Below are 23,657 nucleotides of genomic sequence, written 5' to 3' on the forward strand. Positions count from 1 at the left end.
GAATTGTTGCTGGTTTGTGCGTGTTTTCTTTTCATACGGAAATTTGTTTTTTTAGTATGGAGGGGGCTGAAACAAGAAACTGTTCTTTTGAGTCAATAGAGGGCGATTACACTTTATGAAAACTTTGATTACTGGAGCGTCAGGCTTCATAGGTAGCGAAGTTGTAAAAAGCAGAGCTGCGAGATTTAGGCTTGTTTCTAGAAATCTAAGATCTAATCCGATTGAAACTGATGAAAGCGACATCTTTTATGTTGAATCCATAGATAGTTCGACAGATTGGACGGGAGCGTTTGGAAACATTGACTCTGTTTTGCATTTAGCAGGACTTGCTCACAATAAGGATTCTAAGCCTGCTGACTATGATGAGGTGAATTTTCTTGGGACTATTAGGCTTGCTCAAGAGGCGCAGAAGCAAGGTGTCAAACGATTTGTTTTCGTCAGTACAATCGGCGTATTGGGCCGATGCTCCAAAGAAGGCCCCTTGAATAGATTTAGTTCAACGGCTCCATATGACTGTTACTCCAAATCAAAGTTAAAAGCTGAAAGAGCTTTACAGGAGCTGGCAAGTAAAGGAAGTATGGAGTTAGTTATTGTTCGACCCACTTTAGTGTATGGTGCGCATGCCCCTGGTAACTTTCAGAAGCTAGTAAAGTTAGTCAATCTTTCTCCAATTTTGCCTTTTGGTTTAGCCAATAATCGACGCAGTTTTATCTCGGTTTACAACTTGTCAGATCTACTGCTGCGCTGCTTAACTCACGAACAAGCCGCAGGCCATATTTTTCATGCATGCGAACAAGAACCGATTTCAACCAAAGATTTTGTCAACAAAGTGGCAAAAGGATTAAATAAATCTCTAATACAAGCCAAGATCCCACCGAAATTAATGAAAGTCTTTCTGACTTGTATTGGAAAAAAAATAACGTATGATCAACTGTTTGGGGACCTTGAAGTGGATGGAGCATGCTCACAAAAGACCTTGAACTGGTCCCCCCCGTATACTATTGACGAATCTATGAAATTTTTAAGGAATACAAATGATTAGGCTTATTGACTTCATTGCATCTTTTTTGGGTTTGCTTCTCTTTAGTCCTATCATGCTTATCGTTTTGATATTGGGATACTTTGACACTGGAGCCCCTATATTCGTTCAAGAAAGAGTCGGTAAAAGTAAGAAGCCTTTTAATTTAATCAAGTTCAGGACTATGCCTGTACACACGGCCTCTGTAGCTAGCCACCTTGCCAAAGATGTGGAAATTACTAAGTTAGGCTTAGTATTGCGGAAAACAAAGCTTGATGAACTTCCTCAACTGATTAACGTTTTAAAAGGAGAGATGAGCCTTGTTGGTCCAAGGCCAAATTTGTTTAATCAGGTGGAGTTAATAAAGGAACGTGATATACTGGACGTCTACAATGTTTTGCCAGGTATTACAGGTCTAGCACAAGTTAATAATATAGATATGTCTGAGCCTGAAAGGTTGGCAATGGTTGATAAAGAGATGATTGATTCGTTAAATTTGGCCAATTACTTTAAATATATCTTGCAAACAATCGTTGGGAAAGGAGCTGGGGATGCAGTTCGTTAGTTTTTTGAATATGGGTTATGACGATTAAACTATGAAAAAGAAATTTTCCTTAGTTATTCCTGTTTATAAAAACCAAGAATCTATACCAGCGTTGCTGAAAGTCATCGAGCATATGTCTACCGAGCTAGATAGGGATCTCGAGGTTGTGTTTGTAGTCGATGGTAGTCCAGATAACAGTTTTAACATATTAAGTGCGCAGCTAGAATCACTTCAGTTTCCTGCGAAATTAATTAGCCACTCCCGTAACTTCGGTTCTTTTGCTGCAGTACGCACTGGTTTAGCACATTGTACCGGAGAATACTCATGTGTAATGGCTGCTGATTTGCAAGAGCCCGTTTCTTTATTTATTTCTATGTTTAGAGAGCTTTCCCAAGGTGAGTGTGATGTTGTGGTAGGAACTCGTGATTCTCGTTCTGACCCATTCTTATCCAAAGTGTTTTCAAGTGTTTACTGGAAGCTTTACCGAAAATTCGTAGTGCCAGATATGCCTAAAAGTGGTGTGGATGTTTTTGGATGCAACAGTGTGTTCCGAAAACAAATCCTTAGTCTTAATGAGTCTAGGACATCACTAGTCGCTTTAATCTATTGGTTAGGCTTTAATAGGATTGAAATCTCATATACGAGAAGTCGACGAGAGTTTGGTGTTTCTTCTTGGACGATGAAGAAAAAAGTTGAATACATGTTAGATAGTGTTTTTTCTTTTACCGATTTGCCTATCAAGGTACTGTTACGTCTGGGAGTTTTAGGTATTCTTGTATCACTATGCTTGGGTGTATTAGTTTTGCTTTCCCGATTTTTCGGTTTGATCACAGAGCCTGGCTATTCAGCGACAGTAGTACTTGTTATGTTTTTCGGAGCGTTAAACCTATTTGGACTAGGTTTGGCTGGTGAATATGCTTGGCGAGCTTATGAGAATACAAAGCAAAGACCTCAGTCGATAATAAGGATAATGGTTAGCAATGATAACAAATATTAGACATACTGCTGATATGAACAAAAACGTTTTTTATATTGGCTTGCTGGGCCTTATTTTGATCGGCTTGTTCTTCTATTTCTATTCACTTACTCATCCTGTTTGTTGTGATGCAAATTATTATTTGTCATTGGCAAAAGATATAAATTTAAATGGAATCGAGTCTTTTAATGACCAAGTAAGAACTTGGGGCTACCCATGGTTTTTGTCGATTGTAGTAGAAATTTCTTCTTTTATTAATGTTCCGCTACACTTTTCTATATTCTTTATTCAGCTAGTACTATATTATCTGGCAATTTTGTATTGCTATAATTCTTTGGTGAGAATAAACGGAAACGTTGCAATTACCAGTTATATCTTTCTCTGTTTTAATGTTTTTGCTATCCCATATTCGGTCTTGACGCTGACAGACTCCGTGTATTTGACTTTGATATTAGTGTTTTATGCGCAGATGTTTTGCCTGTTACATCAATTAGAAAAGACTGACATTGATGTTTCTAAGCTCCTTGCCTGGATGTCTTTTGTTGTATGTGTGAATATCGTTATCCGTCCTGCATCGGTCTGGATGCTAGTTCCATTGTTTTGTTTGATATCGTACGCTGCTATTCGTAGACAGATTCATTTCTTGCAATTTTCATGTATGTCAGTTTTAGCTGTATCGCCACTTATTATTCAAATGGCAATAAATACTATTCATTATGGTAAACATACATTTCTTCCAGTTATCGAACTAGGTGAATTACAAATAAAATGGGGAATACAGTATATTAAGTATGGCACTTGGTTAGGAGGTGGAGCTCCGCAAAATTATTATCCATCAACCGCACTTATTGATAATTCTCAGTCAGATCTAGGGCTTATTTGGTATCTTTACAATTTCTTCGATGGTATAAAACTACTTTTCGTAAAGTTTATCGGGGCTTTTGACTTTGACTATCTAGTACCATATGTATATAGCAAGCCATATGTGCCATATTTGCCATCCATCATGGCATTTGCATTTCTTTGGATTGGGCTGCTATTTACAGTTTGTAACCTGATGAGCAATAGGTTAGGTAACTTAAGGTTCATACCTTTGATCATATTGGTATCTTGGGGGGCAGTGTCACTTTCTTCTGCTCTTGAATTGCGCTTTACGTTGCCTATATTGCTATACTTTATGATTACAGCTCCGCTATTTTATGAGTATTTCTATAAATCAGCCTCTTCTAGAGCAAAATTATTTTATGCGTTAGGTGGTATTGGTTTTGTTGCAATGTGTGGGTTTGTCTCCGCTTTTGTTCGGAGCCAAAGTAGTGTTTTACCCTATGTTCAGTAACTCATGAAAAAGTTTGTTAAGTTTATAGCTGTTGGCTTAGGTGGGACGCTCTTTTCCTACTTTTGTTATCTGTTATTGTTAAACTTTTTGACTTATCAGCAAAGTTACTTTGTTTCATACGCTCTGGGTATAGTCTACTCATACATTTTTAATTCTAGGTTTGTTTTTAAAGCTGGCCTTAGTATTAAAAAGTTTCTTATATTTCCGTCAGTTTATATTCTACAATATTTATTTTCGGCATCGGGGCTATTTTGGCTTGTAGATAAGTTGCACTTAAACGCGAGCTATGCCCCGATAGTTGTTAGTGTGGTCACCATTCCTATAACTTTCGTTGTCTCTAAATTAGTTTTAGAGACAACGGAAACTAGGGCCAATTGATAGACAAGTTGGTAGTTAGGTTTATGTTTAAACTAGATAATATTTGGGAGATGTCTCGCTTCCACAAGCGCTGGATTAGTGTTTCCATAGACTCGCTCTTCATTATTTCTTCTTTCTATATCGCATACTGGGCACGTATTGGCTCTGTAATTCCGCTTGATAAAGAGGTAGTTCAGGGGGTTCTAATTGGAACTCTGCTAATTACAATCGTTGCTTTTACAAAGCTAGGTTTATATCGAGCGGTTCTTAGGTACTTGACTTTTCATGCATTGGCTGTGGTGAGTTTAGGGACTGTTATCTCTGCTGTGTCTGTTGCGGTTCTGGCATTCTATCTGGACGCACCAATACCTCGCTCTATTCCTATTATTTACGGTGCATTTTTGTGCTTGCTTTGTGGTGGTTCTAGGCTAGTTGTTCGTGTTTTAGTTTCGCAAGCTAACGGAAAAGGTAAAAAATGTGTCATTATTTATGGTGCAGGTACCGCAGGGAGACAGCTAGCTCTAGCGTTACGTTCTTCTGAGACTCATAGGGTGGTTGGCTTTATCGATGAAGATAAAACGTTAGACAACACTATTATTATGGGCCTGAAAGTCAAGGGAGTAGGTAGGGCTGAAAAACTAATTGTTAAACACTCCGTGAGTCAAATTTTACTCGCAGTTCCTAGTGCTTCTAGAGCTCGACGCAAAGAAATCTTAGACTCTTTAGTCCACCTTTCAGCTGAAGTTCTAACTGTTCCAGATATGAAGGATATCGTTGAAGGAAAAGCTCAAATAGATGAGTTAAAAGACGTTGCAATAGAAGACTTACTGGGGCGTGATTCAGTCGCACCACAACAAACCTTAATGGAAGCAAATATAAAAGAAAAGGTAGTGATGGTTACTGGAGCCGGGGGCTCGATTGGCTCAGAACTTTGCCGTCAAATTGTTAGACAAAAGCCGAAGGCTTTGGTCTTGTTTGAGCTTTCTGAATTTGGTTTGTATCAAATCGATCGTGAGTTATCTAACTTAATTGAAAGCGAATGTTTAAATGTAGAAATTGTTCCACTACTGGGCTCTGTACAACGAATAAATCGACTCGCTATCACGATGAAGAGTTTCGAAGTACAAACTGTTTATCACGCAGCTGCTTATAAGCATGTACCTCTAGTCGAGTACAATGTTGTTGAGGGTGTTCGCAACAATGTGTTTGGAACTTATTACACCGCAAAAGCGGCAATTGAAGCTCGAGTTGAATCGTTTGTTTTGGTCTCTACTGATAAAGCTGTAAGACCAACGAATGTCATGGGGACGACAAAACGTATGGCTGAATTAGGCCTACAGGCTTTAGCTGAACAGGAAAATGCTAAAGACAATGGAACTCGCTTTTGTATGGTTCGGTTTGGTAACGTATTAGGCTCCTCTGGCTCGGTTATTCCACTGTTTAAAAAGCAGATCGCAAGTGGTGGTCCAATTACAGTTACACACCCAGATATCATTCGTTACTTTATGACTATCCCTGAGGCTGCGCAGCTTGTTATTCAGGCTGGGGCAATGGGTAAAGGCGGTGATGTATTTGTGCTCGATATGGGCGAACCTGTAAAAATCACAGACCTAGCGGTTAATTTGATACAGTTATCAGGATTAGAACTGAAAGACGACAATAATCCATACGGTGATATTTCCATAGAGTTCTCTGGTTTGCGTCCAGGCGAAAAGCTATTTGAAGAGTTGCTTATCGGAGATAATGTTGGTGAAACGGCTCACCCAAGAATCATGACGGCAAATGAACGTTTTCTTCCTTTGGATGAATATATTGAGGTTATTGGTCGTCTAGATAAAGCTTGCCACAACTTTGAGCACGATAAGATTCGAGAGCTACTGCTTGAGGCACCGACTGACTTTAATCCAACTGATGGTATTGGTGATTTAGTTTGGCAAAAGCTCCATGATGCCAAAGAAGAGAAAGTTGATATTGTTCATTAGTTAAAGGAAGAGCTCTATATTTGGAGCTCTTCTTGTATTCTGATGTTTACAAAATCTGCTTCAACACCCTATCAGCTTTCACTCGAGTAATTTTACGCATTAGTTTCTGAACTGCGTCTGGGTAGTCTTCAAACTTCTCCAGCTGTCTATAAGTACAGATTAACTGAGTATGCTGAAGAATATTCTCCACCTCTTTTTCAAACTGAGGTGTCAGGTGATTGAAGTTATCCTGAATAAAGATAGCGTTTTCCAAGTCTAAACTCCACGCTCTTGGGTTGAGGTTATTACCTGTAATCAGCATGTAGCGTTTGTCTACCCAGATCCCCTTTAGATGAAAGCTATTTTCCTCGTGTTTCCACAAATGGATAGAAAGTTTACGACTAGCAATATTAGCCTCATTTGATTTGGCAAACTGGCGCAGATTTCGTTCATACAAATAAGGAAGGCCACCGATGGTTTTAAATTCCTCTTCAGGTGAAATATAAAAGTCATTCGCAGTTTTATCACCTACGACGATAGTCACTTTCACTCCACGCTTTATCGCTTTTTTAACTTCTTTAGCTACACTGCGTGGGAAGTTAAAATAGGGCGTACAGATGAAAATCTCATCCTTCGCTTCGGCTAAAAGTTGGTTGATGCCCTGATTGAGTTTATTGCGCTTCTTACCAACCCCAACTATGGGTGTCACTGCAACCTGATCTTGAGATACATACTGAGACTCAAACTGGTAAGCTGATTTTGCTAGTGAAGCACGTAGCTGACGAATCTGCGCTTTAATCTCTTTTGTTTCAGGTTTGCTTGGGCAGGCAAGATCGTTGACTGCCGGGTGTGCGACCATTTCATTTTGAACAAAACTCACCATGCTATCAGCCAGTGATTTGTTGTTCAGCACATGGTAGCGATCAAAGCGGTAGCGATCTTTATAATTAAGGTAGATGTTGTTTAAGCTGGCGCCGCTGTAGATGACCTGATCATCGACAACAAAACCTTTCAGGTGTAGTACACCGAAAACTTCACGTCCGCGAACAGGAATACCGTAGATAGGGATCTTGTGTTGGTATTTCTCCGCAAAGCTTTTATACATAGATGCATTGGTTTCACCTGGCTCGGCTCCAATTAGTCCACGTTGTGCTCGGTGCCAGTCGACACAGACATTGATGTCTAGTCCTGGGTTACGCTGCTTTGCTTCATAGAGTTCAGTTAGGACCTCTCGGCCAGCTTCATCATCCTCTAGGTAAAGGGCAACAAGGTAGATTCGTTTACTTGCCTGACGAATCGCTTCGATTAAGCGAGTTCCAAAGTCTTTGGCTGCATACAAGGTTTCGAATAGTGCCGGATCTTGCGCCAAAGTAGGAAGTTGTTCGAATAAATTCCTATTAGTCATCATGTTGGATGTGTTGCCTTTACTTTTAATGGACGAGGATATTAACAAAATGTATTAACAGTTCCTAGTTTCGAGATCCTAGTTCGACAAAGTTAGGCGTCAAACCAGCAATCTATTGTCTAGAGCGAAGACTTATTTCACCGCCGATATAGCTTTCTAGTCCATTCTCGGTTTCTAAAAGCACTGCGCCTTGTTCATTGATGCCTCTGGCGATCCCAGTAATCTCTTTAGACCCTATAAGCAGCGTTACGGGACGGTTAATAAAATTGTCCAATCGATTCCATTTCTCGACAAACCCCGACATCCCATAACGCTCATATTCATCTAAAGTCCTGTGTAGAGTGGTTATCATGGTAATTGCAAGTTGGTTTCTATCAATTTCTTGATTCTTTGCAACTTCAAATAGACTAGCCCACGGTTGGGTAATTCCCTGTGTTGCTTCGGACATCATCAAGTTGAGCCCCATGCCTATGACAATGTTGGCGGCAGCTCCTGCTTGACCAGACATTTCGACCAGAATACCCGCGAGCTTTTTGTCTTGATAATAAAGGTCATTCGGCCATTTTAATTTTACACTCGTCAGTCCCATATCTTCAAGAGCTTCAACGATTGCTACTCCAACGACTAAGCTCAATCCCAAGGCTGCGGCTATACCTGCATCCAAACGCCAAAACATTGATAGGTATAGGTTTGAGCCAAAAGGAGATACCCACTCTCGCCCACGGCGACCTCTGCCTTTGGCTTGGTATTCCGCAAGGCAAACTGAGCCAGACTCTAGGCTATCGACTCTATCAAGTAGGTATTGGTTGGTTGAGTCAATAATAGGTATCAGTTCTACGTTGTTAGCCAAGTTATTTTGAAGCACACCTTGATCCAGCAATTGTATAGGCTTTGCGAGTTGGTAGCCTTTTCCTTGCACACTAAACACATCTACTCCCCACCCTTGAATGCCTTTGATATGTTTACTGATCGCGGCTCTTGATATGCCAAGTTTATCTCCAAGTTCTTCTCCCGAGTGAAATCCGCCTTGTGATAAAGTCTTCAAGATAGAAAGTTTAACGGAATACTCTTTCATTACTGGCTCTCTATTAGTGTCTCGAGATTGGTTTCTGTATGAGAGCCGATGAATCTCACTTCATGCTCTAATGCTATTTGATATTTTTCTAACACTTTTTGGCGCACTGTTGCTGCTAATTTGATCACATCGTTTGCTGTCGCATTGTCTTTATTGATTAATACCAACGCCTGTTTTGGGTGGACTTGGGCTCCGCCGATTTGATGGCCTTTCAATTGGCATTGCTCTATTAACCAACCTGCGGCGACCTTCACTCCATCTTCAGTTGGGTATGCTGCAAGGTCGGGAAACTGTTTCCTCAGGTCTTCGAAGAGCTGGTTTGAGATGATTGGGTTTTTAAAGAAACTGCCAGCATTGCCGATCTTATTGGGGTCTGGCAGCTTTTCCATTCGAATGTTACAGACTCGCTCATAGATTTGCTGTGCAGAGATTACTTCACTTTGTAGAGATTGAAGTGGGCCGTATTCGATATTCGCTGACCACTGCTTTGGGAGCTTTAAGCCTATCGCTACAATCATTACCTTCTGATACAGGTCATTCTTAAAAATGGAATCACGATAGCCAAATTGACATTCTTCCGAGCTCATTCGCTTGGTATTGAAGGTTTCTAGGCAGAGTATATCCACGTATTCACAGATATCTTTCAGTTCAACCCCATAGGCTCCGATATTTTGGATAGGTGCGCTGCCGGCACATCCAGGGATGAGAGCGAGATTTTCCAATCCGTAGTAACCTTGTTCCACACTCCATTTCACCAACTCCGGCCAATCTTCACCACCAGCAATATGTAGCAGCCAATGTGCATCGGTTTCATTGACTGATTTACCTAGTAGATTATTTACTACGACAATGCCTTGGAAGGGCTGGGTAAATAGTACATTACTACCTTTTCCTAAAATCAGCTTAGGTAGCTTCGACCATTCTCGTTTTTGGTAGACGTGCTTTATTTCTTCAATGGTTGTAACTTCAACCAAGTAAGAGCAGGTTTGCGAGATAGAGAAAGTATGTGAGCGACTAAGGTCTGCTTGAGCGAGAATTTGCATCGGATTTATCGAGTAATCTAACTTAGGTACATTCTACCTCAAATTGGTGTTTGGTGATAATAAGCCCAGTGAAAATTAAAGCAGTAGACCGAAGAATTCCCCCCAAAAGCTAGCTTCTAATCGATACCTTTTTAATGTTTTCAATACTACCAGTTAGATCTAGGTTATGTTAGAGTAGGGGGCTTAAATAAACATATTTAACAAATATAAGCAAATTAATTGTAGAAGGACTATGTGTGAGCCGGCCAAATCAACCACTACCAAATAACGACTATTCACGTCTGACTCCTCCCTCTTTTGATAACAATGATGAAGTTGACTTAAGAGAGCTGGTCAAAGCTTTGTGGGATGGTAAGCTTATAATTGTTTTGAGCGTTCTGGTTTTCGCGATTTGTTCAGTGTTGTATGCATTGAATGCTCAGGAATGGTGGTCATCAAAAGCAAAAATCATCCAGCCACAGGATCAAGATTTTGCTGCTTATCAAAATCATGTTCAGCAATATCAGCCCGTCTTCAATGTTTTTCAAGATGATGGTACGGTTCTCATCAGTAAAGAGCTGGAAAGACTAACTGACAGTAAACTTTTATTTAAGCGCTTTATTGATGCATTTAACTCTAACGATAACAAACGAGACTTTTTTAATTCAAGTAAAGAGTTTCAAACTCTCAGTACTTTGGCTGAGAGAGAATCTACCCCAGATGAAATGCGTTCTTTTTATGCATCTTGGATGGATAAAATTACCGTCAAACAACTAGGTCAAGACGGTGATTTTTACGAAATAGCTTTTCAATCGATGACCAAAGAGAGTAGCTATTCATTGCTCAATCAATATATTGAGATGATAATACGCAAAACTCATCGTGATGCCCTAAATAACTTAAAAGCAGTTGTGGGTAGCAAACAAAATGAATTGATTCAGCAACAACGGGTACTTGAACGTCAAGCTGAAATCAAGTTAATTGTTGAAATAGAAAAAGCTAATTTTGCATTGGAAATTGCGAGATCAGCGGGTGTTACACAGCCCATTCAGACTAATAGTAGTGATAAAATTTTTGATATTGAATTAGGTGCTAAAGCGATTGAGGCAAAGATTAAAGCGTTACAATCAATAAAGGAGCTAAGTGTCATAGAGCCTCGCCTCCAGCAGGTCAATGCGAAGCTTACAATGCTTGAAAGCCTAGAAGTTGATAGTTCTATTCAATTTCAGACCGTCAGTTTCTATGAAAATGTTGAGCAGCCTATCACTCGTGACAGGCCTAAAAGAGCCCTAATTATTGCTTTAGGTACGATTCTTGGCGCTATGTTAGGAATTGCAATCGCTCTTATTCGTTTCGCATTTCGCCGAAAATAATGTAGTTATTTTCTTATGATCTTAAGGTGCCTCATAAGATTCCAACCTATGAGGCATTTCTCTAGCCAAGATTACATTTATCACTGAGTTAAAGCACAACAATACACCTAACTTATCCTAAGTGTCTTGGCTTATCCCTACATGAGGAAATAAGGCAGAGAAGCTTTGTAAAGTTATGCTGTAGACAAATTTATCAGGGCTATTGTACTCATCTATAGTTGTAACTCTGATGGTATAATTCAAAGATGTTCTATTAGACCTCCCACTGCATTAAAATCACAGAGTCCCGCGTTAGGAAGAATTTGCTTCAGCTTTATCGAATCATCTAGACTCTAGCCACTCTACCTAAAATTACATTTTGGCGACAGCGAGAGTTATGCGTATTGAACAATTAGACCCGATAAAGCTACCTTTGATTAGTCGTTTATACAAAGCTTATTACCCCTCGGCTAAACCCAAAAAAGAAGAGTTGACTTTTGTAGGTTATGTCGATGGTGATTTAGCTTGCGTAACTCGATTTAGAATTATAGAAAGCCATCGGCTTTTGACTGGAATGTTGGTTATCCCAAGTTATCGTGGTTCTGGTCTCGCTCATCAGCTCATGTCCTATTGTAAAGACTCTGTGCTTGCCAAAGGGGATTTCTGTTTTGCATATGCCCACCTAGAGAAGTTTTATGCCAAGCATAACTTCAAAACCATCGAGCCGGAGCAGCTCCCCAAACATTTACAAGTCATGTTCGAACGTTATAGCCGTAAAAAGAGACTTGTGGCAATGGCCTATCAATTAGACGGGAAATGTGCTCTCGAGCTTCTTGAATGAGACAAGCTTTGATGTGATGGCAACTGTTCACAGTTGCCATCTTTGTTTATTAATGACTGATTGGCTTTTGAAACCAAGGTGAACGAACATCCGTTTCTTCAAAGAGATTATGTTTCTTGCGTAGCATTTGCCCACCATCACGAGTCAGTGGTTCCCAACCTATATTGGCTCTGCTGGTGCTTGGTTTGACGGTTAATATATCTAGAGGTATTGAGATATAAAATCCTTTATTATAGCTCCCCTCACCGTACTCATCGGCGGTTAAGTTTGTTAAGGTAGCGTAAGCGCCAACGATAATCCCGGTGTCAAACTGCTTGGAAAAATCCACGCGAGCCCCGATATCCCCACCTAAGAACTTACCAGCACTGACTTTCAGTAAGGTGTTATTTAAGAACGTCCAATTGGGCATGTAATAACCCGTGATATGTCCAGTAGTCCCTTTACTCAAGACATAAGCTTGGCAGGTGGGGGTGCGAGAGTCACATTTTGCTTGATCATAGAAGAAATAATCATGTTTGTAGACTCCGAACCATGAATCAGGATCCCTTTGGCTGACCAGGTTGGCATCGACACCCAAAGCCCAGTTGGTGTTCATCGGTCGATACAAGGCCTCACCGCCAATTCCTGCAAACATCATTTCTAAGTATCCCCCATAAAGCTGGGTATAAACCTCTTCCATAGGTTGCTTAAACCAAGTCAACTGAAGGTTATCTAGCCTAACGGGATTATCACTGACATAGGCCCTGAACATGGTCCTTACTCTAGGGGTTGAGTAGTTACGGACATGCGGTGAATTTTTGACGTAATTAAATTTGTCATAGTTATCAACCATATTAACATAAAGGCCGCCTCCCAATTCAAGATTATCACTCAACCAGTAATGCGATTTTGCGTTAAGTCCCAGACTGTATAGGTAAAATGCCTCTGGCGCTCCAATACTTTGTTGTAACACGGGGTCGATATTGTAGTCCCACCGTTTCTGTGTTGTAGCGGCTCTATGCCCTCCATATTCTTCTGGCTCTGAGTAAGAAAAGCTATCGCTGGTGGCAGTGCCTAGTTGTCGCTCATTAGAGAGCTGAGAAAATTTGTCTCGATTGATATCGGTTTGGGTTAAATTCATGCCATTTTTTTGTTCGATAACTTTGATGACTCGAATAGAGTTATTGGTATGGTGTGAAACAATGGCTGCGGCTCTATTAAGAGCCTCGTTTCGGTTACGATATTTACTTTGTTCACCGGTAACAACCAAGGTATCCTTCTCGAACGTAATGGAGTTATCTTTATAGCCAGCATTTTGCTCTAATTCATGGGCCACTTGCTGCCAATTGGTGTCACTCTCTGTCGGACGCGGTGTTGTTTTAGGCTTGTCTTCATCGCGCCAGTTTGGCTGAATATCATTGAAATTTGTGTAAACATTGAAGCCAAAGGTGAGGGTATTACCTCTTTGGTAACTTAATTTAACATCACCCCAATCCCACAAACGATAATTGACCCCAAAGTTCCAGCGTGTACTTTGAGGCATCGTTTTTGCCTTTCTTTGCACGGGAAAATCTTCAGAATAGTCGTTGCCTTCGTATTCGAGTTTCAACCTGAGTGGTTCATAAGGAGTTTGGTACTCCAGTCCTCCAAAAATAGCAGCAGGACCTCTAAACCATCTTTTTGCGTCTAATGTACCCCCACTGGCTTTTGTATCACTGGGGCGTGTACAGTAGCTGTCCGTCAATTTACATGCAGGATTGCTGATAGTGCCACTTTGGCCCAAATAGCCCCAGCCAAGTCCGAGGCTAAAGTCTAGGCTACCTACTCGTTTGGTAGCGGCAATAAATTCACCATCAAAAAGCCCAGTACCCGCGAAGTCACGAAAACCGATGGATGCCTCTGGCAAGTAATAGCTTTCCTCCAGAAGACGGATTTTAAAGTCAACGCCACGATCGGTGTAAAGATTATTACCGCTGTATTCTTTATCACCACTATAAAGTACATCTGGTACGCGGCTATAGCGTAGAGTAGTTTCTAGCCAAGACATGAGCTGCAGAGAGACCATGTAATGATGGTAGTCATTATTGATGTTTGCACCAATATTAAGCTCTCCTTCCCGAGCCATACGGCCTGTTGGAGTCTGCATTAGACCTGTTCCACCAAAGTCTGACTGAGAGACGTGCCACAAAGCATCACTTTCTGCCGCACAGACCAACCCTGAAAATAAGTTAAAATAGATAAGAGTAAAACGAGTACAGCGATTCATTACAGCACCTTACGCATACTAATAAGTTTTATGATGTCTTTTTCAAGAGAAGTAAGTTGGTCGGAATCAGAGTCAAATCCAACATAAATAGTGCTATTAGAAGTGAGGCGAGTAGCCGCATTATTCCAGTAGGCATAGCCTACTCTTTCAGCATATCCATTAGGGTGAACCACCCATACAAAGCTTGGATCGGCATGTGGTAAAGGGACGATATCACGCATTAGTGCGGCGATAGACGAATAGTCGGTAATACTAACTTGAGTTGGTTGTGTGATGAGTCCAATTAACTCTACCTTATGATCACGTTGAGGAAAGGTAAATTCAAAGTGTCCAGATAAGAGAGGATCTAATTCGGGGTTGATACGAATTGCATCATAATCAAGCGAGGTTTTAATACGGTAACCCGTATTCCACTGCTTGATATCCGCAATAAGCTGTTCGACAGGGTAGTCGGTTGTCGTTTCTATTTGCTGCAAACGTGCTAAAACACTATTTTGAAGCATTTGGGCTTCTTTTTGTTTTTGGTTATCGAATAGTTGGCTAGCAATTGGAAAGTTGTTGAGATCAATTGTTATTTTGGACTTAATGTCATTGAGTACCTGAGTAAGTCGCGCAGGTTGAGAATACTGCAATGATAAGTGCTCTTTTGGTATGTCGGCGATAAGCTCAATGGCTTGAATGGAGCAGGAAAGTGTTGCCGACAACAGAGATAAGAATAGCCGAGTTATCATGATGGTTAACCTATATATGGCTTCAGGATTTCAATTTCGATCATTAACTTTTCAGGTATAAGCCACTGAAGACTCTTAACTACCAGGCCTTGCTCATTGAGCCAATAAAAATTCTGGAGTTGACTACCGTCTGGAAAATCTAGGTTCTCTACAACCTTGGCCGCTTTTGTCTGCCACAAAAGCGAGGTTAAGGGTTCAAATTTAACCAAGTTCGAACGGACAAAAACCCGTTGGTCAAATTGATAACCAGGTTGCCAATCGTAATAGGCTTGCCATGCAGCTGCTTTTTCTGTCGGTTGTTGGGGGTAGTGTGCTTCTACTAAATTGTAATTGGGGAGGTTGAGGGTTTTTACTACGCGCCCGTTTTCCGTTACAAGCATAGCACCATCAGAAGAGACCCATTTTAATCTCAGTGATTGAGTCAAAGGGTTCGTTTCAGCAAAAGCCAATACCAGAAAAAGTCGATGGCCGTGGTTGATTCTGGCGTAAATACTCGCGTAGGGAAGGTCTCGAACTTTCTCCAACGTAACTGTGGTGTCTTCAAGTCCGGTAAAGGCTTCCTTCATGGTCGCACCCGTATCTTGAATGTACTGACTGCAGCCCTGCAAGGTCAATATTAGAGCACAGAGAATAAATAAGGCAAAATTCATATTAAGGTGCTTTTGTATAGTTGGTTTCATGTATTAAAAGCAAAAAAAACCTGAGCAAAAGCTCAGGATCTTTAAACGATCAAAACGACTATTTTGTTGTGCCATCAGTGCCGTCATTATTGCTGCTGGACGCAACGGCCACTGCTGCACCTACAGCAACTGCTCCAACTGTTACAGCAGTGGCTGTTGCCGCACCTGTCGCTGTCGCTGTCGCAGTTGTTGCACCTGCTGCGCCTCCTGCCGAACTGGAAGCTGTCGTCGCAGCGGCCTCTTCACCGGTGGCAAAAACGTTTGCTGACAAACCGAGAGTTAAGATTGACGCTAGAGTGATGAATCTCATATTTCGTATCCTCTAAAATAGATGAAGGCAATGGTGGAGCGATTTAGGTTATCGCTCGTAGACATATTTTTTCAATATCCTCTAATATCGAGAAAATACACAGATTTGGAGAAAACGCAATAAATTTAACTTATGAAAGTGAATTGTGATAAAAATAATTTTAATTATAGAATCTTTCAACTGTTTTGTGCCACTTTTTAATTAAAATATGTCAGCTTACCCTTACAAAATTGTACAAACTGTGTACAAAAAATGAGAATTTTGATATTTCACAAATGAGAATAAGAATATACATAGCAAACATAAAGTTACGAATACCACTATTTAAAAATCAAATTTTTCTCAAAAAAATTATAGATTTAAGAATTGATATCTTAGTGATTGATCTATAGTATACCTCGCTCTGATTCTTCATCTGGCAGTTTTATTTCCAATAAATCATCAGCTTAGCTGGATTTTTAATCACAAAGATTTATGTGTAAACAAGATGGTTAGTTTTATTGATTCAATACGATTAAGTAAAAAAATATAGTGAGAAAGTTAAGTATGATAATTGGTTTTGATACAAAGATAACAAGATATTATCTCCTTGCTACTATGCTTCCCATATTACTTACAGGATGTGTAACGCCAGGCACACATCTTAATAAAAATAATGATAATGTGGTTGAAATAAAAAATAGCGATGGCAACTTCGATATTTCAAGTTCTGTAAATTTGTATCCTTTGACTGCTCAATCTGTTACTGAATATCGCGATATCTCTCAGCCAGTATCTCAAGCTAACCATAAGCTAGATCAAGACATCTCTAAGTATGAATACCGAATTGGAATCGGTGATATTTTAAATATTACCATTTGGGATCACCCAGAATTAACTATTCCTGCGGGATCATATCGTAGCGCTTCTGACTCTGGAAATTGGGTTCACGCAGATGGCACTATTTTCTACCCTTATATCGGTATTGTGAAGGTAGCAGGTAAAACCGTGGGTGAAATTCGCGCTGATGTGGCTAAAAGATTGGCAAAGTACATCGAAAGCCCTCAAGTAGACGTTAATGTGGCCGCATTTCGTTCTAAAAGAGCCTACATTACAGGTGAGGTGAATAAACCAGGCCAGCAAGCTATTACCAATATTCCTCTGACTCTGCTAGATGCGATCAATCATTCAGGCGGCCTGTCTGAAAATGCAGACTGGCGCAATGTATCGCTGACTCGTGATGGCGTGGAGCAAACCCTCTCTCTCTATGGCTTAATGCAACGCGGCGATTTGACACAAAATCGCCTGCTACAGTCTGGCGATATTATCCATGTGCCTCGTAATGATAATCAAAAGATTTTTGTCATGGGTGAAGTTAACCAGCCTCAGCTATTGAAGATTGACCGCGCAGGTATGACGCTTACGGAGGCTCTGAGTAGTGCAGGTGGTATTAACGAGCTGTCGGCTGATGCCACGGGCATTTTTGTTATTCGCTCGTCAGATAATAAACAAGAACGAATGGCAGACATTTATCAATTGAATATGTCAGATGCTTCAGCACTTGTTGTCGGTACTGAGTTTGATCTCAAGCCGTACGATATTGTTTATGTGACTGCGGCACCAATCAGTCGCTGGAATCGTATTATTGGTCAGTTTTTACCGACCATCAATGGCTTTAATAATCTCGGCGAAGGTGTGTTACGACTACGTAACTGGCCTTAAGCACAAGTGTGGGCCAAAGTTAGGTTTTGATTTATTTATGTTTGACAAAATTCTCGTCGTTTGTGTTGCCAATATTTGCCGTTCTCCAACAGGAGAACGTTTGTTAAAAAGCCTATTACCAGAAAAATCGGTTGCTTCCGCGGGAATTGACTGTGAGAAAAGCCGTATGGTGGGCAAACCAGCAGACAGTATGGCGTGCAGCATTGCGCAGCAAAATAATCTAGGTCTGAGCGGACATCTTGCACAGCAGCTGACAGCAGAAATGTGCAATCAATACGACTTAATTCTGGTTATGGAGAAGAAACACATCGAGGCCGTTACTCAAATTGCACCTCAGGCACGGGGTAAAACCATGCTCTTTAACCATTGGGCCGGAAGAGAAATTCCCGACCCCTATCGCCAAAGCCATGAGGCGTTTGAACACGTTTACCAACTAATGTATGAAGCTGCATTGGCTTGGAAAGAAAAACTTTAGGCCGTTAGGTAAAATCTTTCATTGAGAAAAATGCAACCAATTTTGGTTGTGCCAAATTTAGGAAGTATGAATTTTATGACTGCATCAACCCCTAGCTATAATGAAATCGATCTAACAAAGATTTTTGGTATATTGAGAGATGGTAAGTGGCTTATCCTAGCCGTAATCACTCTTTTTGCCTTGTTTGGTGTTGCTATTGCTTTACTTTCTACTCCAATATACAAAGCAGATGCTTTAATTCAAATTGAGGAGAAGAAGAACGGACGTATTTCCTCGATGGTCGGCGATATGGGAGAGCTCTTCGCTCAAGAATCTTCTGCTCCAACTGAAGCTGAGATTATCAAATCTCGTATGATTTTAGGCACAACCGTTGATAAGTTTAACCTTGCCACTGTTGTTACTCCGCATTATTTCCCCATCATTGGGAAAGGGGTTGCTCGTTTATCTGATGACATTAAGAATATTTCCGTATCGAGATATATCGTACCAAACACTCAGAGCACAAGTGTAAGCCAGTTAGAAGTGCTGGATGCGAAGACCCAGTCATTTCAACTGCGCTCTTTAGAGGGGGAGGTGATATTGACAGGGAAAGCGGGAGAACTGATTAAGGCTAACGGCTATGAGATTTTTGTTGCTTCGCTTGACGCACATGAAGGGACGATTTTCACGCTGAATAAAATCAGCCGGTTAGGAGCTATCGAAAATTTAAAACACGCGCTTGCTATTAGTGAGCTTGGCAAACAGACCGGAATACTTAGATTAGCGATGGAAGGCGAAAATCCTTCAAAAACAGCCGAAATCCTCAATCATATTGCTCAGACCTACTTTTTACAAAATGTAGAGAGAAATTCGGCCGAAGCGCAGCAAAGTTTGGTCTTTCTCCAAAACCATTTACCTGATATCAAGGCCAACTTAACGTCAGCGGAAAATGTTTTGAACCAATATCGCCAAAAAAATGAGTCAATCGATCTTGGTCTAGAGGCACAGTCTACATTAAAAGTTATGGTGGATTTAGAGGCACAATTAAATGAACTGACCTTTAAAGAAAGTGAAATAAGCCGGCTTTTTACTAAAGACCATCCATCTTACTTGTCGTTAATGGATAAACGTAAAACCTTGTTAAAAGAGAAGCAGCGCATAAATAAGCAAGTACAAAAACTACCTGATACTCAACGCGAAATATTGCGTATGACTCGTGATGTTGAAGTCAACCAGCAAATTTATGTCCAGTTACTAAATAAGGTTCAAGAGTTACGTGTTATCAAAGCCAGTACTGTGGGTAATGTTCGTATCTTAGACGATGCAAAGGTCTTTCCAGCAGCCGTTAAACCTAAGAAATCATTGATTGTTGTATTAGCGACGCTATTCGGTGGTATGTTAAGTGTTGCATTTGTTCTAGTGAGGGCGGCGTTTCATAGAGGTATAGAAAATCCTGAAGATATAGAGCAGCTTGGTTTGCCAGTTTATGCTAGTGTGCCAAAGTCAGTGGATCAGTTAGAACTTGTACAAAAGCAAAATAGAAAGCGCAACGCTAATTCAACGAGTGTGCTTCTAGCAGAACATAACCCAGCCGATCTCTCCATAGAGGCCTTGCGCGGCCTGCGTACAAGCCTACATTTTGCCATGCTTGAGGCAAAAAATAACGTGGTGATGATCTCTGGTCCTGCACCTGATATCGGTAAATCTTTTATTTCGTCGAACTTTGCGGCAGTTGTTGCCAAGGCAGGAAAAAAGGTTTTGCTGATTGATGCAGATATGCGCAAAGGTCATTTACATAAAGTCTTTGGTTGCGATGAAAAGAATGGTTTGTCTGATTGTTTGAGCGGGGTAAGCGAGTTTTCGCAAATGGTAAAAATAAGTGAAGTAAAAAACTTACATCTTTTAACCCGTGGTCAAATACCGCCTAATCCTGCTGAATTGCTTATGCATCAGAGCTTTGGTGCTTTGATCAAATCAGTATCGAGTGATTACGACCTAGTTGTGATTGATACGCCACCTGTACTGGCGGTGACAGACCCAAGTATTGTGGGCGCGCATGCGGGAACTACATTAATGGTCACTAGATTTGGTCGTAGTCATGTAAAAGAAATTGAGATGGCCAACAGCCGATTTGAACGCGCCGGAATTAATGTAAAAGGTGTTATTTTTAATGTAGTTGAAAAGAAAGCATCTACTGATGCCTACAGTTATTCATACACCAATGATAGCTAATTTAGTTGTCAATTCTGGGCTCTAGGCGCATGAGTTTACGTTCTAACTCCCTAATTTTTAGTTGGTTATACGTTGAGGGCACCGCACTGGTGAGATTGCTGTTACGTTCCTCTTTGAGCTGGTGAGCCCACTTATCGATGATTTGCCTAGCCCCATAGCATTGGCAACGTCTTAACCAACTTGTGATCCGCTAAGCGTAGCTTGTGCTGACGGTGTAAGTGAAGAAGCATAGACAAGATACTCATTGTTGATTTCGGAATGTTTGCGATCTCATTACAAATGCAAAAACTCATAAGGGCACTATCGATCAGGTAGATGGCCGCCAAATTTTGATCTGGCATGCAGCTACAGCAATTCAATATTTTGCGTAGATGTCCTCTTTTTGGCTTGAATGGTGAGTCCCGTGGGCGTGCTTATGTGAACATGATGGCAGCCATAGTCCGTCATACTTCTGGAAAGTCGAGCTTGTAAGAGAGGGCGGTTCTTGAAGCTAATATCAAACTTGTTATCCAGTGCGCTGATAATAACCAAGCTCATAATAGAATCCCAAAAGCGTTAACAGGGTAAATGATGTTTATGATTCATTTTCTACCTGGCTTAATTCCCCACAAATTTTCCTATTAGCTAGAGTTTTATGTTGACCCACCGTATAGCAGCTATACTTGATTTTACGGTTCTTAGTATTCCATGCCTTCCTCGTTCCAAGCTCGCATACCTAGGTACCGCCAACTATACTTATAATGATAAATGTGTCATCAAATTTGGGGGCTGTATGAATTCACCACTCGTATATCAAACCTTGCCGTCGTTCGACGAGCTGATGGACATGGCTGAGAATAATCCAGAGGGATTTACCCAGTTCAAACATGAGATGTGCCAAGAGATGATTTTATCTGCATCCGAAGAGATGAGAGAGCGGCTTTGGGCACAGCAAAGTCACATAGATCTGGTAGTGGGAAGCTGTAAAAACCCCAATCATGCCAACGTTGTATTAATGCGAGAGCTCGTGTCTCAGATGGTCAAGTTTCAAGATGTACTAGATGGTGATGTGAACGAATGTGACGAACGACCCAAAGCTCAAGTTATCCCCCTCAAAGATTGGCGTTGAACAGCTTAACCACCATCCACTCTGATATACTTTTCACCGAACCCTTATCAACGTCACCTCGTTAAAGTTGGTGGGGAGATAATTTGTATCAATCCTGTGTTTGATCACAAAAAAAACTCCCCCGCCCCTTGGATTTATGCAAAATACCCCACATATAAGTAACACAAGATTCTACGGCCTTGCCCAGCCGCAAGGCTATCATCAAAACCAATAGAAATTTTCAGGAGAGACGACCGATGAATATTCGTCCATTACATGATCGAGTTATCGTAGAGCGCCAAGAAGTTGAGTCAAAGTCAGCTGGTGGTATTGTTTTGACTGGTTCAGCTGCGGAAAAGTCAACTCGCGGTGTTGTGTTAGCTGTAGGTAAGGGTCGCATTCTTGAAAATGGGACAGTCCTACCACTTGATGTAACAGTTGGTGATAAAGTTATTTTTGCTGAAGGCTACGGTACAAAAACAGAAAAAATAGACGGTAAAGAAGTATTGGTGATGTCGGAAAGCGACATTATGGCGATCGTTGAGTAATCGCTGGCTTCTAAGCATCTGATGTTTTGTTTGAACTCTGTATCCAAATCAAAGAATTTAAGGAAATAAAAAATGGCAGCTAAAGACGTTAAATTTGGTAATGACGCACGTGTTAAAATGCTAGAGGGCGTAAATGTTCTAGCTGATGCAGTAAAAGTCACTTTGGGCCCTAAAGGTCGTAACGTAGTTCTTGATAAATCTTTTGGTGCACCAACTATTACTAAAGATGGTGTTTCTGTTGCGCGTGAAATTGAACTTGAAGACAAGTTCCAAAACATGGGCGCTCAAATGGTCAAAGAAGTAGCGTCTCAAGCAAACGATGCTGCTGGTGACGGTACAACGACGGCAACGGTATTAGCTCAAGCTATCGTAAGTGAGGGCCTAAAAGCGGTTGCGGCTGGAATGAACCCTATGGATCTTAAGCGCGGAATTGATAAGGCCGTGGTTGCTGCTGTAGAAGAGCTAAAAGCGCTTTCTGTTCCTTGTGCTGATACCAAAGCTATTGCTCAGGTGGGTACTATTTCAGCAAACTCTGACTCCAGCGTTGGCAACATCATTGCTGAGGCAATGGAAAAAGTAGGTCGTGATGGTGTTATCACAGTAGAAGAAGGCCAAGCGCTACAAGACGAACTTGATGTTGTGGAAGGTATGCAGTTTGATCGTGGCTACCTCTCTCCATATTTCATCAATAACCAAGAAGCGGGTAGCGTTGAACTAGAAAACCCATTCATCCTGCTTATTGACAAGAAAGTATCGAACATTCGTGAGCTACTTCCAACGCTAGAGGCCGTAGCGAAAGCTTCTCGTCCTTTGCTTATCATCGCTGAAGATGTTGAAGGTGAAGCACTAGCGACGCTTGTTGTAAATAACATGCGCGGCATTGTGAAAGTTGCAGCAGTTAAAGCACCTGGCTTTGGTGACCGTCGTAAGGCAATGCTTCAAGATATCGCTATTTTAACTGGCGGTACTGTTATCTCTGAAGAAGTTGGTCTAGAGCTTGAGAAAGTAGTACTAGAAGATCTTGGTCAGGCGAAGCGCGTAGCTATTACTAAAGAAAACACAACGATCATCGATGGTATGGGCGAAGAAGCGATGATTCAAGGTCGTGTTGCTCAAATCCGTCAGCAAGTGGAAGAAGCAACGTCTGACTACGATAAAGAGAAGCTTCAAGAGCGTGTTGCAAAACTTGCAGGTGGCGTTGCTGTGATCAAAGTTGGTGCTGCGACTGAAGTTGAAATGAAAGAGAAGAAAGATCGCGTAGAAGATGCTCTGCATGCTACTCGTGCAGCGGTTGAAGAAGGCGTTGTTGCTGGTGGTGGTGTTGCTCTAATTCGCGCGGCATCTAAGATTGTTGACCTTGAGGGTGACAACGAAGAACAGAATGTAGGTATCCGCGTTGCACTGCGTGCAATGGAAGCGCCAATTCGTCAAATCACAATGAATGCCGGTGATGAAGAATCAGTGGTTGCGAACAACGTGAAGAATGGTGATGGAAGCTACGGTTATAACGCAGCAACAGGTGAGTACGGTGACATGCTTGAGATGGGTATTCTTGACCCAACAAAAGTGACTCGTTCTGCACTTCAATTTGCAGCATCAGTTGCAGGTCTTATGATCACTACAGAAGCTATGGTGACGGATCTTCCACAAAAAGATGCGCCAGCAATGCCTGACATGGGCGGCATGGGTGGTATGGGTGGCATGGGCGGCATGATGTAAGCCTTGTACCATTGATAAAAAAACGGAGGCTTTAGTCCTCCGTTTTTTATTCATCGATTAACG

The 23,657-nt window shown here is 41.2% G+C and carries 22 protein-coding genes; 14 read left to right on the forward strand and 8 right to left on the reverse strand.

All coding sequences use genetic code 11. The annotated features are described in order from the left end of the window. Positions 1 to 115 precede the first annotated feature (115 nt). Genes RH40_RS08605 through RH40_RS08630 form a run of 6 tightly spaced genes read left to right on the forward strand, consistent with a single transcriptional unit; the run spans position 116 to position 6,213 of the window. Positions 116 to 1,042, forward strand: coding sequence for an NAD-dependent epimerase/dehydratase family protein (locus tag RH40_RS08605; RefSeq protein ID WP_009601061.1), 927 nt, complete (start codon positions 116 to 118; stop codon positions 1,040 to 1,042). Next, a complete protein-coding gene (locus tag RH40_RS08610) occupies positions 1,035 to 1,583 on the forward strand; it encodes a sugar transferase (RefSeq protein WP_009601062.1) in 549 nt (182 codons plus the stop codon). The genes RH40_RS08605 and RH40_RS08610 overlap by 8 nt, the downstream gene beginning before the upstream one ends. Positions 1,584 to 1,614: 31 nt before the next feature. Beyond that, positions 1,615 to 2,559 carry a glycosyltransferase family 2 protein gene (locus tag RH40_RS08615; protein ID WP_009601063.1) on the forward strand — a complete coding sequence of 315 codons (945 nt, stop codon included), beginning with the start codon at positions 1,615 to 1,617 and terminating at the stop codon, positions 2,557 to 2,559. Then, positions 2,543 to 3,874 carry a hypothetical protein gene (locus tag RH40_RS08620; protein WP_009601064.1) on the forward strand — a complete coding sequence of 444 codons (1,332 nt, stop codon included), beginning with the start codon at positions 2,543 to 2,545 and terminating at the stop codon, positions 3,872 to 3,874. Before RH40_RS08615 ends, RH40_RS08620 begins: the two co-directional genes overlap by 17 nt. 3 nt (positions 3,875 to 3,877) lie before the next feature. After that, positions 3,878 to 4,252, forward strand: a complete 375-nt coding sequence (locus RH40_RS21230) for a GtrA family protein (RefSeq protein ID WP_009601065.1) — start codon at positions 3,878 to 3,880, stop codon at positions 4,250 to 4,252. 23 nt (positions 4,253 to 4,275) lie between these two features. Beyond that, the gene (locus tag RH40_RS08630) at positions 4,276 to 6,213 is read left to right on the forward strand and encodes a polysaccharide biosynthesis protein (protein ID WP_009601066.1); all 1,938 of its coding nucleotides are present in this window, start codon (positions 4,276 to 4,278) and stop codon (positions 6,211 to 6,213) included. Between the two features lie 46 nt (positions 6,214 to 6,259). Here the strand turns inward: RH40_RS08630 and pssA are convergent, their stop codons facing one another. The 3 genes from pssA to murB all read right to left on the reverse strand — a co-directional run bounded on the left by pssA (position 6,260) and on the right by murB (position 9,715). Beyond that, on the reverse strand, positions 6,260 to 7,600 hold the full coding sequence (gene pssA / locus RH40_RS08635) for a CDP-diacylglycerol--serine O-phosphatidyltransferase (RefSeq protein WP_009601067.1): 1,341 nt from the start codon (positions 7,598 to 7,600) through the stop codon (positions 6,260 to 6,262). 109 nt (positions 7,601 to 7,709) lie between these two features. After that, on the reverse strand, positions 7,710 to 8,672 hold the full coding sequence (gene birA, locus RH40_RS08640; protein ID WP_009601068.1) for a bifunctional biotin--[acetyl-CoA-carboxylase] ligase/biotin operon repressor BirA: 963 nt from the start codon (positions 8,670 to 8,672) through the stop codon (positions 7,710 to 7,712). Continuing rightward, positions 8,672 to 9,715, reverse strand: coding sequence for a UDP-N-acetylmuramate dehydrogenase (murB, locus tag RH40_RS08645; protein ID WP_009601069.1), 1,044 nt, complete (start codon positions 9,713 to 9,715; stop codon positions 8,672 to 8,674). The genes birA and murB overlap by 1 nt, the downstream gene beginning before the upstream one ends. 236 nt (positions 9,716 to 9,951) lie before the next feature. Between murB and RH40_RS08650 the strand changes: the two genes are divergently transcribed. After that, the gene (locus RH40_RS08650; RefSeq protein ID WP_009601070.1) at positions 9,952 to 11,067 is read left to right on the forward strand and encodes an LPS O-antigen chain length determinant protein WzzB; all 1,116 of its coding nucleotides are present in this window, start codon (positions 9,952 to 9,954) and stop codon (positions 11,065 to 11,067) included. Positions 11,068 to 11,443: 376 nt separating this feature from the next. Then, the gene (locus tag RH40_RS08655) at positions 11,444 to 11,887 is read left to right on the forward strand and encodes a GNAT family N-acetyltransferase (RefSeq protein ID WP_009601071.1); all 444 of its coding nucleotides are present in this window, start codon (positions 11,444 to 11,446) and stop codon (positions 11,885 to 11,887) included. 49 nt (positions 11,888 to 11,936) lie between these two features. On the opposite strand, the gene RH40_RS08660 is transcribed toward RH40_RS08655, so the two are convergent. The 4 genes from RH40_RS08660 to RH40_RS08675 form a co-directional block, all read right to left on the reverse strand. Further along, positions 11,937 to 14,132: a YjbH domain-containing protein gene (locus tag RH40_RS08660; RefSeq protein ID WP_009601072.1), complete on the reverse strand. Its 2,196-nt coding sequence runs from the start codon at positions 14,130 to 14,132 to the stop codon at positions 11,937 to 11,939. Continuing rightward, positions 14,132 to 14,863, reverse strand: coding sequence for a capsule biosynthesis GfcC D2 domain-containing protein (locus RH40_RS08665; RefSeq protein ID WP_009601073.1), 732 nt, complete (start codon positions 14,861 to 14,863; stop codon positions 14,132 to 14,134). Before RH40_RS08665 ends, RH40_RS08660 begins: the two co-directional genes overlap by 1 nt. 5 nt (positions 14,864 to 14,868) lie before the next feature. After that, on the reverse strand, positions 14,869 to 15,513 hold the full coding sequence (locus RH40_RS08670) for a YjbF family lipoprotein (RefSeq protein WP_009601074.1): 645 nt from the start codon (positions 15,511 to 15,513) through the stop codon (positions 14,869 to 14,871). Positions 15,514 to 15,601: 88 nt separating this feature from the next. Then, entirely contained in the window at positions 15,602 to 15,853 is a 252-nt protein-coding gene (locus tag RH40_RS08675) for a hypothetical protein (RefSeq protein WP_009601075.1), read from the reverse strand. Positions 15,854 to 16,399: 546 nt separating this feature from the next. On the opposite strand from RH40_RS08675, the gene RH40_RS08680 reads away from it, so the two are divergent. The 3 genes from RH40_RS08680 (at position 16,400) to RH40_RS08690 (ending at position 20,240) form a co-directional block, all read left to right on the forward strand. Next, positions 16,400 to 17,554, forward strand: a complete 1,155-nt coding sequence (locus RH40_RS08680) for a polysaccharide export protein (protein ID WP_009601076.1) — start codon at positions 16,400 to 16,402, stop codon at positions 17,552 to 17,554. A gap of 37 nt (positions 17,555 to 17,591) precedes the next feature. Then, on the forward strand, positions 17,592 to 18,029 hold the full coding sequence (locus RH40_RS08685; RefSeq protein WP_009601077.1) for an arsenate reductase/protein-tyrosine-phosphatase family protein: 438 nt from the start codon (positions 17,592 to 17,594) through the stop codon (positions 18,027 to 18,029). A 66-nt stretch (positions 18,030 to 18,095) separates the two neighbouring features. Next, positions 18,096 to 20,240, forward strand: a complete 2,145-nt coding sequence (locus RH40_RS08690) for a polysaccharide biosynthesis tyrosine autokinase (protein ID WP_039954475.1) — start codon at positions 18,096 to 18,098, stop codon at positions 20,238 to 20,240. Positions 20,241 to 20,585: 345 nt separating this feature from the next. On the opposite strand, the gene RH40_RS20660 is transcribed toward RH40_RS08690, so the two are convergent. Continuing rightward, entirely contained in the window at positions 20,586 to 20,777 is a 192-nt protein-coding gene (locus RH40_RS20660) for a hypothetical protein (protein ID WP_139056867.1), read from the reverse strand. A 235-nt stretch (positions 20,778 to 21,012) separates the two neighbouring features. Here RH40_RS20660 and RH40_RS08700 point away from each other — a divergent pair, with 235 nt between their 5' ends. The 3 genes from RH40_RS08700 to groL all read left to right on the forward strand — a co-directional run bounded on the left by RH40_RS08700 (position 21,013) and on the right by groL (position 23,594). Next, positions 21,013 to 21,348 (forward strand): DUF3135 domain-containing protein, encoded by a 336-nt coding sequence (locus RH40_RS08700; RefSeq protein ID WP_039954476.1) that lies wholly within the window; start codon positions 21,013 to 21,015, stop codon positions 21,346 to 21,348. 236 nt (positions 21,349 to 21,584) lie between these two features. After that, entirely contained in the window at positions 21,585 to 21,875 is a 291-nt protein-coding gene (locus tag RH40_RS08705; RefSeq protein ID WP_009601080.1) for a co-chaperone GroES, read from the forward strand. A gap of 72 nt (positions 21,876 to 21,947) precedes the next feature. Continuing rightward, complete coding sequence (gene groL, locus RH40_RS08710; protein ID WP_009601081.1) at positions 21,948 to 23,594, forward strand: chaperonin GroEL; 1,647 nt, start codon at positions 21,948 to 21,950, stop codon at positions 23,592 to 23,594. Positions 23,595 to 23,657 lie beyond the last annotated feature (63 nt).

The sequence above is a fragment of the Vibrio caribbeanicus ATCC BAA-2122 genome (assembly GCF_000165125.1).
Lineage (GTDB): Bacteria > Pseudomonadota > Gammaproteobacteria > Enterobacterales > Vibrionaceae > Vibrio > Vibrio caribbeanicus.